The sequence below is a fragment of the Bacillus sp. Marseille-Q1617 genome, assembly GCF_903645295.1.
Taxonomy (GTDB): domain Bacteria; phylum Bacillota; class Bacilli; order Bacillales; family Bacillaceae_B; genus Rossellomorea.
Genome location: NZ_CAHJXM010000001.1, coordinates 473,371 through 488,013, shown reverse-complemented (window position 1 = coordinate 488,013; position 14,643 = coordinate 473,371). Strand labels below are relative to the sequence as shown.

Here is a 14,643-nt window from a genome sequence, read left to right as displayed (position 1 = left end):
CTGATCCAATCTTATTTTTTCTTAAAACAGAGGGCATACCATCCGCCTTCCTTCACAATCGGTTCCACCGATACGACCTTGAAACCGGTCTTTTTGGCGATTGTCTCCATCTCTTTTTGGGAAGGGATCGGGTGCAGGTTTTGGAATGTCATGAAGAAGCTGTTGAACGCACTGGAGAACTGCTGGCCATGCTTTGATTTCTGCATCGGCGTAAGGACGAAGAACAGTCCTTTTTTCTCCAGCCAGTCCGAGGCTTTTTCAAAAAATTGCAGCCGCTCCGATGGATCTATATAATGAAAAAGATTATTTGCCATCACCATATCAAACGCTTGCTGCGGCTTGTAATCATGCAGATCGCAGCATTCGATATCGACATTATTATAGCTTTGCAGCTGTTCCTCCGCTTCCCTTGCCACCGCTTCATGGATTTCAATTCCGACCATCTGTTTCTTCGGGTAGCGGTCTGCGAGCCTGCGGATATAGCCGCCTTCCCCGCATCCCAGGTCCAGCACGGAATTCACTTTGAACTTCTTCATTACTTTTTGAAGCTTCGGAAACGCAAATCGTTCGAGAAGGATGGATGTCTTGGCAACGGTAGAACCGTGCAGTTCAGAGTTGAAATGCTGTCTCGTCTGATTTCTGAGGAGGCTCGGATAAGATAACAGAGCCGGGATATGAAGCTCCATCATTTCCTTCAGCAATACTCCTGAAGAGAATGCTTCTTTTTTAGAAGAAGGCAGTTTCCAGCCGTTTTTGATTCTCACACGGTCCTTTGAAGCGCGTTTCAAATGCTTGAGGGTGATTCCGACTTCCACCCATTGCTCCAACAAGTCCATTTCAATATTCTTTTCAATCGCCACTTCCTGTATCGAAGCAGGCTTCTTGAAGCTTTCGAACAGTTCCATTTCGTACCCTACATAGGCGTGCCAGCTGTATAAAAACGGGACATTCTTCTTCATCCAGGTCCTTGCCCGCCATACTTTCGCCATCTCTGCAATCATTGTAATGCCTCCGTTTCTTTCCAAGGATAGTCTTGGGTTTCTGTAAATGTTGAGTTGCCCTTCTCTTCTCCGGTGATTCTGTCTGATCGAGTCGGGAGGATCCCCCCTTGGATCATGCGATCATAGAGGGTTTCCCTCCAGAGCCCCAGTCCCGATATATTCAGCATTTGTTTGTAATGGGAGACATTGTCTTTTTCCATTCTCTGCAGGCTTTTCTTTCGCAGCCACCCGACCGGCCTGTACGGATACGAATATACAAGCGCCGACAAGTGGCTCAGGTGCATTTGATGGGAAACCCTTTTTCTCCGTACTTTCGGATACCATTCGAGATTGGAAGGGTCTATTTTGTCTTTCTTGTACATATCGCATAGCAATTCACCGAGGACATCTCCATCCTGAATCGCCATGTTCATTCCTTCACCTGCCATGGGGTGAACGGTATGAGCCGCGTCTCCGATGATCGCCAAGTGATCCTTTACATAAGTATCGCTGTGATACTTGAGTGGCACCATCAGCTGAATCTGTTTCCATTCCTGTATCTGATTGACGTACCCATCAAGTTCGGGACACATTTTTATATAAAGTTTATGAAACTCGGAAATCGGTTTTTTTCTGAGGGATTTATATTCTCCCGCCGGAATCAGATAAACAGAGCGAACCTCGTTGTCCGGGAGCGGAAACAATCCGAGGAAAGACTGGTAGGTTGAAATGATTTTTCCTTTTACCATCTTTTCCGGCCTTGGGAACGTGACTGTCAGGAAGTGATGATTATAATTCTTTTCTTTGACAGTTACATTCATGTAGTCCCGCGTGACGGAGCTCCTGCCTTCCGCCCCGATGATGAAATCACACTCCACCTCAAATGACTCTTTATCCTTCCGGTTCTCGAGCGTTACTTTATGATTTTGTATTTCTTTGCACACGGTATGAGGATGATAGTGAAAAGATGGATATTCCTTCGCCTTATTCAATAAGATTCCTTTTAGGGTTTCGTGGTGGATCATCAATGAAAATGGATAGTGGCTGGGCAGAATGGAGTAGCTCATCAATGAATACTCCGGTTCAGCCTTTTCATTCTTCAGTTCGGTCAGCTCTAAATCCGAAATTTTATGACCATGTTCAAAGACAGTTTCGATCACACCAAGAGAATCGAGTATTTCCAGGCTTTTTGGCTGAAGCAGTTCTCCTTTATAGATGGGGCTCGGGCCCGGCAGCCTTTCTGCTACGGTCACATCAACTCCGCAATGTGCAAGCTTCAACCCAAGTGTCAGTCCGCCGATTCCTCCCCCGCTGATAAACACACTTGTCCGCATATCGTTTCACCTCTTCCCTTACATTTATCCTTAATGTGGAATGTTGAAACTTGCGGATGTGCTGAAGGGGAGCCCCCTTTTTTAGACAAATCTGCCGAATTTGTAGAATCATCTATTTCCCGGAAAATAAACGATATGAGCAGCTAAACCGCATGATTTGTCGCTATTTCCCCGGCATCAATCGTCAATCCCACTGGGAAACGTGTCGTATTTAACTGAAATTACTTTATAAAAAAAAGCTTCAAAACGGATAACCATTACCGTTTTGAAGCTTCATTTTCTTTATGAATCCTTCCCTGCAATCGGAAGCAAGATATTGACGGTTGTTCCTTCGTTCACGTTGCTTTGGATGGAGATCGAACCGTTATGTTCCTTGATTATTTTCTGGCAGATCATCAAGCCGAGCCCCGTCCCTTTTTCCTTTGTGCTGTAAAAGGGTTCACCTAGATGCTTCATCCGCTCAGGCGGGATTCCGGCTCCGTTATCCTGGATCGATATCTTCGCGTAATCGTTTTCGCGTTGGAGCTGAACGCTCAGAAGGCCGCCATTCGGCAGTGCTTCCACGGCATTTTTCATGACATTGAGCACCACCTGTTTGATTTGATGGGAGTCACAATGAATTTCCGCCTCCTCAACAGAGAAGCGTACATCCACCCCCTGCTTCAGGCATTCCATCTTGATGAACTCGACTGAGCTTGTCAGCAGGCTGGTCAGGGAGGTTAATGAAAATTGGACGGCACGGGGCTTAGCCAGTGCCAGGAATTCATTCGTAATGATTTCGATACGGTCGAGTTCGCCTTGAATGACTTTCAAGTGGAACTCATCTTCAGCACTTTCCTTCATCAGCTGCAGGAAGCCTTTGATTGTCGTCAACGGGTTGCGGATTTCATGTGCGACCCCTGCAGCCAGCTGCCCGATCATAGCGAGCTGCTCTGATTTTTTCAACAGATCTTCGTTACGTTTCTTTTCAGATAAATCACGGATGATCGCAGAGATTCCAATCAATTTTCCTGTGTCGTTCAAAATGGGATTGAGATTAAACATAATTTCAATCGGTGAACCGTCTCTTCTGTAACGAACGGTCTCAAAATCTTTAATCCTCTTACCTTCTTTGACCGTTTTTAAATTCTGTTTAAATTGAGATACCTGCTCCTCCAGATGGAGAATCGTGATTTCTTTACCGGCGATATCGGCTTCCTTCCAGCCGAACATCGACTCGAAATGCTGATTGACCTTTAGAATATTGCCGGCAGGATCAAGGAGGGCGATCCCATCACCCGCATGTTCAAAATAGGCTTCAAGAAGTTCTTTCGCTTCTTTTAATTCTTCTTCCATTTTGATTCTGGCCGTAATGTCCTGACCGAATCCATATATACCGATGACTTTGCCGCCTACACGAATCGGGATATTCGTGACACTGATATGACTTCTATCACCTTCTCTGTTCACGAAGGTCGCCATGTATCTGGTGGCTTCCCCTTGCAGGGCAGCTTCAAAATTATCGGATGCCTCTTTTATCTTATCTTCAGCGATGAATTCACTATAATGAGTGCCGATCATATCGGATGAGGGGGATGTCCATTGATCCTCGGCTGCCGGGTTCACTTCCTGGATGATCCCTTCCGTATCAACCATATAAATATTATCCGGACTGTATTGTACAATGGATTGATACTTTTGCTGCGCCTCAACCAATTTTCTCTGAATATCTTTGATCATCGAAATATCAGCGATGGAACAGATGATTTTTGAGACTTTTCCGTTTTTCAGAACTGGCACAATCGAGGCGATATATTCCAAATCTTTGTATTTATCTTCGTATGTCAGTTCCTCTCCTGTTTCCCAGATTCTATTTAATTTAGGCTGAATTTTCCCAAGGTGATAAGAGTCGAACACTTCCTGAATCGTTTTGCCGATCACGTTGGAAGGGGAAATATCGAGTTTATTAAGGAGATCACCCGCGGCCATCTCGATTACGAAATCATTGTCACGTTTCTTGATTTTATACGTGATTGTCTTTTGAAGCCTCAGCGTATTTTCAAGCTCCACTTTTAAAGAAATCAGTTCATTTTCGTATTTCTTTTTTTCCGTGATATCGTGAAGGATGATGCCTACATGATCAATAGTCCCCTGCGGATTGTAGTCCGCCGGTGAAATCGTGATATGACAGGTGCATAGATGACTGCCCTCTGTCGTGAAAGTGAGCTCCTCACTCTGTGTATTCTTCCCTTCAATACCCTGAACCACCAGATCCACAAATTCAGGTTTTTTGAAGGCCGGCTGCCTGCATAGCGATTCTCCAATGGCATCGTCGGTCAACATGAAGAGCTTTTTAAATGACTCATTCATTTCAGTCAGGATGCCGTTTTTATCAATTATACAAACACATGTTGGCGTATTCTTTATCAGCGTTTGATATATTTCTGATAAAGAGTTCTGTTTGTCTTCTGCCTTTTTCACGTTTTCCTTCTCGTCACGGGGAACAATCATGAGTAGATCGATGCCGCATTCCACCGTTCTGCGCTTAAGAGTATATGAACGGTCGTTATGTAAAATGCGACTCCCATCTGTATCTAGCAATCTTTTACTATTGAAGCAGTCCATTCGGAACAGCTCTTCCCATTCTGGATTGGCTTCTGCGATCGTATGTTTATCAGTGTTCCATAACGCAGCAGGGACAGGAATCGAATGAATACTTATCCCATTCAAGGGTCTGATATCAGCCATAGTACCTTCCTTCTCATAACTTGATTTACTACCATTTTACCCTACCTTTATGATCATATAAATGCTTGTCTTTATACTAATATGGAAATCCGCTCCATGACCTGGGAATGAGTTTAATATGTACGTTTAATCACCGCTGGAACAAACTTAACTATAGTAAAAGTTCTATTGACAAAAAAATAAACCTGAGCCCATTAAGCCCAGGTTTTTTTTCCTTAAACATATGTTGTTTTCATAGTTTCATATTTCACGGCAATTTCAGCGCCGACCTGTGCGTTGTTCTTTACGAGGGCGATGTTGGCTATAAGGCTTTTCCCTCCGGTGAGTTCTTTCACTTTCCCTAATAGGAATGGAGTGGTTTCCTTGCCGGTGATGTTTCGTTCTTCCGCCTCCTGGAGTGCCGATTCTATGATGCTGCTCATTTCGTTTTCTTCCATCGCATCTTTTTCCGGGATCGGATTCGCTACGACCACGCCTCCAGCCAGACCCAGCTCCCACTTTGTCTTTAACAGGGAAGCGATCTCTTCACATGTATCCATTTGATAGTTTACATTGTAAGGGCTGTTTCTTGTATAAAAAGCAGGCAGTGATTCGGTCTGATACCCGAGCACGGGCACTCCTTTGGTTTCCAGGTATTCCAGTGTGAGGCCGATGTTGAGGATCGATTTGGCTCCTGCACAGACGACAGCGACATTCGTCCGGGCAAGCTCTTCAAGGTCGGCCGAAATATCCATCGTCTCCTCAGCGCCGCGGTGGACCCCGCCTATGCCGCCCGTCACGAACACGGGAATATCGGCAAGCTCTGCAAGAATCATCGTTGCCGCCACCGTTGTCGCACCGTTTTTCCCTGCAGCCAGGATGTAAGGAATGTCACGGCGGCTTGCTTTTATCACGTCTGAAGCCTGTCCCAGGTATTCCAGTTCTTCGTGGGATAAACCGATTTTAATTTTCCCATCCAGAATGGCAATCGTTGCAGGCACCGCTCCCCCGTTACGGATAATATCTTCCACTTCCCGGGCCGTCTGTACATTTTGAGGATAGGGCATCCCATGTGAAATGATCGTGGATTCCAGGGCCACCATGGCTTTCCCTTTCTTCCTGCCTTCCAGGACCTCTTCTGAGTACTCGATGTATGATTCTATTTTCATTTTGTAACTCCCCCATTTGTTCATCAATTAATAATACAGGCTGAAATGCTGCTGAAGTTTTCCTTTTGTAAGTGATGGGTTGACTGTATGGGCGGATTGCAGCGTCAAAGATGAGCAGGTGACGCCGATTCTGCATGCTCCGTCTGTGTCACTCCCTTTGATATATCCATAAATGATTCCTGCCACTAGGGCATCCCCTGCGCCGGTTACGTCGACGACCTTCACTTGTGGAGGCAGGATGGCACTTGCTTCTTTATAAACCGTGTAATACACCAGCCCCTGATCTCCCCGGGTTATGACGACTCTTTCCGCCCCTTTTTGTGTGATCATTTTCGCCGCCTTAAAAAAGTCTCCTTCCGATTCAATCGACATGTCCAGGTAAGCTTCTGCTTCCCCTTTGTTACAAATGAACCAGGTGACCCCTTCCAAGGATGACGGAAGCTTTTTTATTTTTGGGGCAGATACCGGAACGATCGTCAAAGGAAGGCCTTCTGCCTGACATCTACGGATTATATACTGCAAGACCTCTGCCGGGAAATTGGTATCAAGCATCACCATTTCAGAGGAGGCAATCGCCCCCCACTTCTTTTCGATGAACCCGATGTCAACGCTTTCATAAAGGTCCATATCAGCTAGTGCAAACAACATTTCCCCTTGTTGGTTAAGAATGACGGAATACGTGCCGGTCGTTTCTTTATATAAACTGACGGATGAAGACACATCCACGTAATTTTTTGTCTGGTCCAGAAGCCATTTGCCTTCGGTATCATCCCCGACGACCGTCAAAAGACAGGACTGAAGACCGATTCGACCCAGATTCTCCGCAATATTGCGGGCCACTCCGCCGCTTGCCTGACTGGATTGAGCCGGATTGGAAGTCTCAGGAAGCAATTCATCGTGAAGCTGAAGCTTTCGGTCAATATTCGCACCGCCTATGCACGTAACACCCTTTTTTCCCGGAAGCACATAAGCGCGGCCGAGGATCCTGCCTTCCTTCATCAGATTCGAGATATACCCCGCAACAGCCGACCGCGAAAATCCGCTTTTCTCAGACAGCTCCTGCTGACTCATAAACGGATTTTTTTCGATCAAAGTCAACAAGAGCTTTTCCTTCTCATTCAATGTCTCCCACTCCTATGTAAAAATATAACTTTTGTTAATATTCTAAACTTTTGTTTTATTTCATACAAGTTTTACCTGGGGTCCTTTTAGCTAAAAACAGTTGGGATATAAGATCCAACCAGCTTTTAACGCCATAAAAAAGCGAAAATCCGCCATCATTCGGCAGATATCCGCTTTTTTATTAATTTCCTATTATGATTACTGGTTCTGTTCCTCCAATTCCCTCATTTCCTCATGCGTCTGCGGAAATCCATTGGCCACCCATTCATCCCGATAAGTCGAATCAAGCTGGGTCAGTCCTTTTTCCGAAGCCTCCTCATCCGCATCCACGCTTTCCATTTCGTCCACTCTATCACTGTTCCTCATATCCGTATCCTGGAGCACCGGGAACTCTTTATTCCGTCTCTGTTCAATAGTCCCCTTAACCAACATCACCCCGCCGATTGAAAGCAGTGATCCCAGAATCAGGTTCTTGGTTGATATGCTCATCGTATCCCCTCCTGGTAATAAATTCATTCCTATACTGTATACCCTTTATTCCACTTCAAAAAAATACATTTATGTGCTATTTTATTTCATGGGGAACGGCTGCATGACACTTCCTCCATAACATATTGTTACAGGAGGAATTTAAAAAAATGTTATTCAAAACCGCCGATGGTGCCCTCTCATCATACTCAACAAAAAAAATGACGTATGCCTATCAGCACACGTCATTTTCCTCGTCTATTTAAGCGCCTTTCTTCTTCTTCCCTACATCCTTCAAATAATATTCTTCCGACGTAAAGAATTCGTTCGTCAACCGCTTCACTTCTTTACTTAAGAGCAGGACGGCGATAATATTCGGAATCAAAATGGCAGCGAGTGCCAAGTCAAGGAACTGCCAGATCGTCTTGGCTGCTCCGACTGATCCAAGAACGATAGCTACAACGTAAACGATCTTGATTCCTTGAGCTGCTTTCCATCCAAATAAGAATTCCGCTTGCTTGGCCCCGTAGAAAACGATGACAATGATCGTCGATAGGACAAAGAAAATCAAGGAAACTGTTACAAGAATTCCTCCGAAGGATCCGAAGTATTGAGTGAATGCTTCAGTCGTTAGTGCAGAAGGATCATCCAATGCATCCTCTGCCGTCCACACTCCTGAAGATATGACGACAAACGCCGTTGCCGTACAAACAATCAGCGTATCAATCACGATTCCGACAATCGCCCATAGACCTTGCCTTACCGGGTGATCCGTCTTGGCGGCGGCGTGGGCAATCGGTGCGGTCCCAAGTCCCGCCTCATTGGAATATAACCCGCGTGCAAAGCCCCAGCGGATTGTTTCAGCAATCGCCGCTCCTGCAAATCCGCCCATCGCGGACATCGGTTGGAATGCGTTCCCTAAAATAAGGCTGAAGAACTCGGGAATCGCATCAAAGTTCATAAACATGATGACAAGTGCTGCTCCGACATAGATCAGAGCCATGAACGGGACAAATATCTCCGTCACCTTCCCGATCCGTTTAATCCCGCCGAATACAATCAGTACAACGATAAAGGCCATGATCAAGCCTGTCACCAGACCGCTCACATTGAATGATTCCTCCACCGTTGCCGCAACCGAGTTACCCTGGACCATGACGCTCGGAATCAACTCGATCATAAGCGCAAAGGCAAACCAGACACCAAGCCATTTCATATTCAGTCCATTACGCATGTAATACATCGGACCGCCGACGAATTCACCTTTCTCATTCTTCTCCCGATAGCGTACCGCCAGTACACTCTCAGAGAACTTAAGCGCCATCCCTATAAGCGCGATGAACCACATCCAAAAGACTGCACCCGGCCCACCGAACATGATGGCTGCCGGGACCCCGACGATATTCGCTGCCCCGATTGTAGAGGACAGGGCGGACGTTAATGCCTGCAGCGGAGTGACCGTCCCTTCCCCTTTTGGCTTCTTCTTACTGAAAACACTTCCGATTGTCTGCTTGAATATATACAGAGGGTAACGGAACTGTATGAACTTCAGCAGGAACGTCAAATACAAACCTGTACCTGCCAGGACGATGATTAAAGGCGGACCCCATAACCATGCCGATATTTTCCCTATGATGTCAAAAAAATTCTCCAATCGAACTCCTCCTCAAAATAACATAGATTCAATGTCTAAACCCCAGATCATGTCAGTCAGAATATATGTATGTACAAGAACGAACTTATGGAAGCAGAGGACTTAGCCCCGCTGTAATTCTGAAAATTTAGACACTGATTCTACTAATCTTTGCTTACTTTTCCCTGAATTTGGGCGTGTGAAACATTTTAGGTTGAATTTTGCCGGGGGAATTCTATTGAGGGTGAGAGACGGGGAGGAGAACTAACGGTGCCAATCGGACAAGAAATTGTGGTTTACGGACAATAAATCGAGATTGAGGACAATTTTAGCAAAATGCCGGTTTTCTTTCGCAATGCGAACGCGGAGGGTGAATACCAACAATTCTTCATATTTCGATACAATCTGCAGCGATCCTCTTTCAAAAAAACCAGATCATTCTCCTCCTAAGCCGTCCCTCCCCATAACAAAAAGACCCGAAACCACTCCCACGAGCAGTCCCAGGTCCAAAAACAGTCAATATTCACTTTTACTCCGTCACCCGCGGCAAAATCAGCACTTCCACTCTCCGATTCAATGCCCGTCCGTCACGTGTCGCATTATCCGCGACTGGTTCAAACTCTCCGAATCCCTTCGCACTGAACCATTGCGGGTTCAGATCCTTATTTTCCAGAATGAGTTTCATGAAATTCACGGCACGCATCACACTGAGCTCCCAGTTTGAATCAAACTCCGCGTTTCGGATCGGGACGTTATCGGTATGCCCCGAAATGATGATATTTCTCGGCGGGTTCATCTCCAATAAATCAGACAGTTCACGTGCCACATTCAAGTCATTGCCGTGGACATCGGCAGATCCTGAATCAAATAGCACATTGTCCCGGATCGTCAGCAGCAGTCCTTCATCCGTCAGTTTCGTTACAAACTGAACCTCGAGGTTATTCGTCTTGATATACTCATTGACTTTCTTCTGGATCTCTTTCAGTTCTTCCTGATCCTTCAGAAACGCCTGGCGTTCAATTTCTTCCTTATCCAGCTCAGCTTTTTCTTCCGTATCCGCTGACACGCTGGACTTCACTTCCTCCTCATTTTTCTGAGGAGGCTCTACCGGGCTTTGGTGTTCCATGATCCCGGTACCCCCTGTAAACACTTCATTAAAAGCTTTCGACAGCTCCTTGAATTTCTGGGCATCAACCGAGCTTGAAGCATAAAGCACAATAAACAGCGCCAATAATAGAGTGAGCAAATCCGCATAAGGGATGAGCCAGGATTCATCCATGTGTTCCTCATCGTGCTTCTTTTTACGCCGGCTCATTTGCTTCATCCTCCATCAGCATCAACCGCTCGCTTGCCGGTAAGTAAGAGGCAAGTTTCTGCTCGATGACCCGGGGGCTCTCCCCTTCAATAATGGAAAGAATGCCTTCTACCATCATCATTTTCAGCTGCACTTCCCGCTTGGACTTGCGCTTCAGCTTGTTGGCAAATGGATGCCACAATACATAACCCGTGAAGATTCCGAGAAGCGTTGCAATAAAGGCCCCGGCGATGGCATGACCCATCTCTTCTGTATTTTCCATATTGCCAAGTGCTGCAATCAATCCGATTACGGCACCAAGCACTCCCAGTGTCGGGGCATATGTCCCTGCCTGTGAAAAGATGGAGGCACCTGCGCTGTGCCGTTCCTCCATCGCATCGATTTCTTCATGAAGAACGTCACGTATGTAATCCGCACTTTGTCCATCGACTGCTAGGGAAAGGCCATTTTTCAGGAACTGATCCTCTACTTCCTGGGATTTCGATTCCAGCGCAAGAAGTCCTTCTTTACGCGCGACATCTGCGATCTCTGAAAAATACCGGATGATTTCTTTCGGATCCTGTACAGCCTGTTCTTTAAAAAGCATGCCGAATAATTTTGGAACTTTTTTTATTTCATGTGTCGGAAATGCAATGATAACAGCTGCTGCCGTTCCAAGCAGGATAATCAAAATGGCTGCAGGGTTAACGAGGGCTATCGGGCTGACACCTTTGAAAAACATTCCCACACCAACAGCAATCAACCCTAAAATGACTCCAATTACTGACGTTTTATCCATCTTTTGTCCACCTTACTCTTTGTAGTAGTCTACTTTTACTATCGGACAAAACATCCATTTATTTAACTTTTTTAAAAGGCCCGTCCCGCGCCGCTTTAAAGCAGCGCGGGACGGCCTTTACGCTTAACGGAAAAATATTTCCATATATAGTATAAAAGTTGTATTTCCCGAACCGATATAAATAGGAAAGGGGATTATATTTTACATATTAAAGGAGAGAAATTACGTGACACCTGAGCAAATGAAGATTTCCGATACAAAACGCAAGAATGTTTTATTACTGATCACGTATTCAGTAAGTCTGCTTTCTGGTCTGATTTTTTCCATCCTGAACGATTCAGGCATCATTCCCACTACGGTCTTCGCCTCACAGCTGATTTTGCTTGCGGTCTACTTTATCGTTCTGCAATTGATGATGAAAAAGCCTCATCTGTATGTCTACTTCAGTATTTCGACCATTTATGTCATTATGCTGCTTTGGCTGCTGACGGATGGGGCAAACGCCAAAAATATGGTGATCTTAACGCTTATGGCAGTCCTGTCTGCCATTCATTTTCAAACCTTCATTTTTGTGATCGGCTACGTATCCGGGCTCATCATCCTTGTGCTGAACAAAGTCTTCGCACCTAGTGATGATGCATTGTTCAGCGAGCTGTTCCTTCCTGCTTTACTTACCTATTTGCTGGTAGGGATCGTGCTTGGAGTCGTCATTCATTTAAACCAAAAACAGTACGCCCAGATCCAGGAGTTTCTGCAAAAAACTGAAGATGAAGGCAGGAAAAAAGACGAACAGCGGGCTCTTTTTGCAAAAGAATTAACGACCATCTCAACGAGCATCAAGCAGATCAATGATCAAATCCAAGTCCATCTTGTATCACAGAACGAAATGAGGACGGCTGTGACTGAAATTTCTGCGGGCAGCCAGACGCAAAGTGATCAAATTAACAACATTGCTTCCGTTGCAGCCATGACCATGACGAAAATGGAGGAAGTCACTCACCTTTCCAATGAACTGACTCTTCATTCCGATGATGCCAACCGTCTTGCTCTCTCTGGAAACGAACGCGTGACCTACCTTCATGACAATATGACCGAGCTTAAAAACATCATTGAAGGACTGAGCAGCACCTTCAAGGAATTAACGAAGAAAATTGAAGAAACAAACACGTTCATCGGAAGCATCCAGGACATCACCGATCAAACAAATCTGCTCGCATTGAATGCATCGATTGAAGCAGCCCGGGCAGGCGAAGCTGGAAGAGGGTTCTCAATCGTGGCTGATGAGATCCGTAAGCTTGCGGAAATCACCAGAAATACAGCAACACGGATCAACGATAATCTATCTTCCGTTAATGAAGTCAACTCAACAGCCCTTGAGATCATGTCTTTGAGTTCAACGAAGCTTCATGAAAACATGTCGGCTACCGGTGAAGTAACGGAATACTTCTCGACACTCCGTGAAAAACTTGATGCCATCTCGAAAGAATTCCAGCGCTTATCGTCAACCGCCACTTCTGTTAAGGGCCAAACCGGTGAGGTCGAACTGTCCACCAAAGAGCTTGCTGCCGTTATCGAACAATCAAGTGCAGGTCTTGAAGAAATCAGCGCGACCATCGAAACATTGAACCAGGATAACGAAACGATTGCCCGCTACATCGAGGACACCGCAGAAAGTGCCGAACGGATCGAACACAGCATCAACAATTAACATCCCGGGGACAGTCTTTTAGAAGGCTGTCCTTTTTGGTGTGAAGAAATGACTTGTCATCGGATTGTAGATATTTCAGCAGATTATATATGATAAACTTAAGACAGCAGAACTAAAGGATGTGGCGTTTTGAAAAAAAGACTCATCATCACGATTCCGATCATGCTTGTCGTATTCCTCGTCGGAAACTCTTATCTGGGTAAAGCCTATACAGAGGTCCCTGAAGGCACGCGGACGCTGATTGTGCTCGGCGGTACATTATTATCGGGAATCATCTCTTATTTCCTGTTCAAACCGGATGGGGAGCAAGGAGAGAAATAAATTTTATGGCTAAACCCCCGCTCCATAAGTGAGCGGGGGTTTTATTCTTTCCTCTATTTCATTAAGCTTGAGAGTCTTGTCCGAAGGCACGTATAGAAAAAGGAAAACTCATTCTAAATTGTAATAATTTTATAAATATTTTGTAATTTTTGACATATAGGACTATAATCTATTCATAACAGAACTATTCAAGGGGGTCCAAATGAAACAAATTCGATACTTCACACTGCCTGCACAATTTTTACTGACATGCACGGGTTTATTTCTTTTCAGCGGTGCCGGGGTCCTGCTTTCATACGACATTGAACTGGTCGTCATGATGGGGAAATATTTTCATACCTTATCCGAAAGCATCAGTCAGTTATTCCATCCTTCCTCCCTCATCGTTGAAATAAGCTCCGACCCGAAAGTAAGTGCCGATCCGGACTATAAAAAGTACCCCATTTATCCAATATTTTTTCAACTGTTCGGCTATTCTTTCCTGCTTTTATTTCTTGCTTTCCTGGCTGCCGCGGCCGTTTCTGCACTACTCAGTTATTGTTTCATGTTCCTGCCGAAGAAAGTGTATAAGGTTTGTTTGAAATTCATGGACATCTTTGATTCGCTTCCGGATGTGTTAATCATCGTCTTCATTCAGTTCTTTGTGATCTGGTTCTTCAAAAAGACAGATATTCTTTTGATTGATATCTATACATTGGGCGATGAAAAAGTCTACTTGGTGCCGATCATTTGCCTGGCGATTATGCCGATTGCGTTTCTCACCAAGCATTTTCTCTTTCAGCTCAAGGAAGAAGAGGAAAAGCCTTATGTGGAATATTCTTTTTCCAAGGGGTTTTCCAGGGCCTATACGATATGGGTGCATCTGTTCAGAAATGTGTGGATCCATTTTTATTTTCATATCAAACCGATTTTTCTTTTGATGCTGTCCAATCTATTGATCATCGAAATCCTTTTCAACATCAATGGTTTCATGAATGTCCTGCTGGACGTTTCGCAGCGGAATCCAAGTGCTTTTTTCCTGGGCATGCTGATGATTTACATTCCATTTTTCGTGGTGTTTAGCTTGGGGGGGCTGCTGTTAAAATAATGGCTCCCGCATGAGGAGGTGC

At 45.1% G+C, this 14,643-nt stretch carries 12 protein-coding genes; 3 read left to right on the top strand and 9 right to left on the bottom strand.

Annotated elements, in window-relative coordinates; translation table 11 throughout:
* Positions 1–11: 11 nt before the first annotated feature.
* The 9 genes from HWX64_RS02425 to motA all read right to left on the bottom strand — a co-directional run bounded on the left by HWX64_RS02425 (position 12) and on the right by motA (position 11,505).
* Positions 12–1,001, bottom strand: a complete 990-nt coding sequence (locus tag HWX64_RS02425; protein ID WP_175986950.1) for a trans-aconitate 2-methyltransferase — start codon at positions 999–1,001, stop codon at positions 12–14.
* Entirely contained in the window at positions 998–2,314 is a 1,317-nt protein-coding gene (locus tag HWX64_RS02420; RefSeq protein ID WP_175986948.1) for an NAD(P)/FAD-dependent oxidoreductase, read from the bottom strand. Before HWX64_RS02420 ends, HWX64_RS02425 begins: the two co-directional genes overlap by 4 nt.
* Positions 2,315–2,596: 282 nt before the next feature.
* On the bottom strand, positions 2,597–5,041 hold the full coding sequence (locus HWX64_RS02415; protein ID WP_175986946.1) for a PAS domain S-box protein: 2,445 nt from the start codon (positions 5,039–5,041) through the stop codon (positions 2,597–2,599).
* Positions 5,042–5,256: 215 nt separating this feature from the next.
* Positions 5,257–6,183, bottom strand: coding sequence for a pseudouridine-5'-phosphate glycosidase (locus HWX64_RS02410; RefSeq protein WP_303049476.1), 927 nt, complete (start codon positions 6,181–6,183; stop codon positions 5,257–5,259).
* A gap of 33 nt (positions 6,184–6,216) precedes the next feature.
* Complete coding sequence (locus HWX64_RS02405; protein WP_175986943.1) at positions 6,217–7,311, bottom strand: carbohydrate kinase; 1,095 nt, start codon at positions 7,309–7,311, stop codon at positions 6,217–6,219.
* A gap of 198 nt (positions 7,312–7,509) precedes the next feature.
* Complete coding sequence (locus HWX64_RS02400; RefSeq protein WP_175986941.1) at positions 7,510–7,800, bottom strand: hypothetical protein; 291 nt, start codon at positions 7,798–7,800, stop codon at positions 7,510–7,512.
* Positions 7,801–8,041: 241 nt separating this feature from the next.
* On the bottom strand, positions 8,042–9,433 hold the full coding sequence (locus HWX64_RS02395) for a sodium:alanine symporter family protein (RefSeq protein WP_175986940.1): 1,392 nt from the start codon (positions 9,431–9,433) through the stop codon (positions 8,042–8,044).
* A 508-nt stretch (positions 9,434–9,941) separates the two neighbouring features.
* Entirely contained in the window at positions 9,942–10,727 is a 786-nt protein-coding gene (motB, locus tag HWX64_RS02390) for a flagellar motor protein MotB (RefSeq protein ID WP_175986938.1), read from the bottom strand.
* Positions 10,714–11,505, bottom strand: a complete 792-nt coding sequence (motA, locus tag HWX64_RS02385; RefSeq protein WP_175986937.1) for a flagellar motor stator protein MotA — start codon at positions 11,503–11,505, stop codon at positions 10,714–10,716. Before motA ends, motB begins: the two co-directional genes overlap by 14 nt.
* Before the next feature lie 226 nt (positions 11,506–11,731).
* Here motA and HWX64_RS02380 point away from each other — a divergent pair, with 226 nt between their 5' ends.
* The 3 genes from HWX64_RS02380 (at position 11,732) to HWX64_RS02370 (ending at position 14,621) form a co-directional block, all read left to right on the top strand.
* Complete coding sequence (locus HWX64_RS02380) at positions 11,732–13,213, top strand: methyl-accepting chemotaxis protein (protein WP_175986935.1); 1,482 nt, start codon at positions 11,732–11,734, stop codon at positions 13,211–13,213.
* Positions 13,214–13,342: 129 nt separating this feature from the next.
* On the top strand, positions 13,343–13,534 hold the full coding sequence (locus tag HWX64_RS02375; protein ID WP_254871018.1) for a histidine kinase: 192 nt from the start codon (positions 13,343–13,345) through the stop codon (positions 13,532–13,534).
* A 202-nt stretch (positions 13,535–13,736) separates the two neighbouring features.
* A complete protein-coding gene (locus tag HWX64_RS02370; RefSeq protein ID WP_175986933.1) occupies positions 13,737–14,621 on the top strand; it encodes an ABC transporter permease subunit in 885 nt (294 codons plus the stop codon).
* The last annotated feature ends 22 nt before the right edge of the window (positions 14,622–14,643 follow it).

Excerpts from the sequence above, each read along its gene's own strand:
- HWX64_RS02420 (WP_175986948.1), bottom strand. The coding sequence starts at position 2,314 with ATGCGGACAAGTGTGTTTATCAGCGGGGGAGGAATCGGCGGACTGACA.
- HWX64_RS02400 (WP_175986941.1), bottom strand. The coding sequence starts at position 7,800 with ATGAGCATATCAACCAAGAACCTGATTCTGGGATCACTGCTTTCAATC.
- motB (WP_175986938.1), bottom strand. The coding sequence starts at position 10,727 with ATGAGCCGGCGTAAAAAGAAGCACGATGAGGAACACATGGATGAATCC.
- motA (WP_175986937.1), bottom strand. The coding sequence starts at position 11,505 with ATGGATAAAACGTCAGTAATTGGAGTCATTTTAGGGTTGATTGCTGTT.
- HWX64_RS02415 (WP_175986946.1), bottom strand. The coding sequence starts at position 5,041 with ATGGCTGATATCAGACCCTTGAATGGGATAAGTATTCATTCGATTCCT.
- HWX64_RS02370 (WP_175986933.1), top strand. The coding sequence starts at position 13,737 with ATGAAACAAATTCGATACTTCACACTGCCTGCACAATTTTTACTGACA.
- HWX64_RS02425 (WP_175986950.1), bottom strand. The coding sequence starts at position 1,001 with ATGATTGCAGAGATGGCGAAAGTATGGCGGGCAAGGACCTGGATGAAG.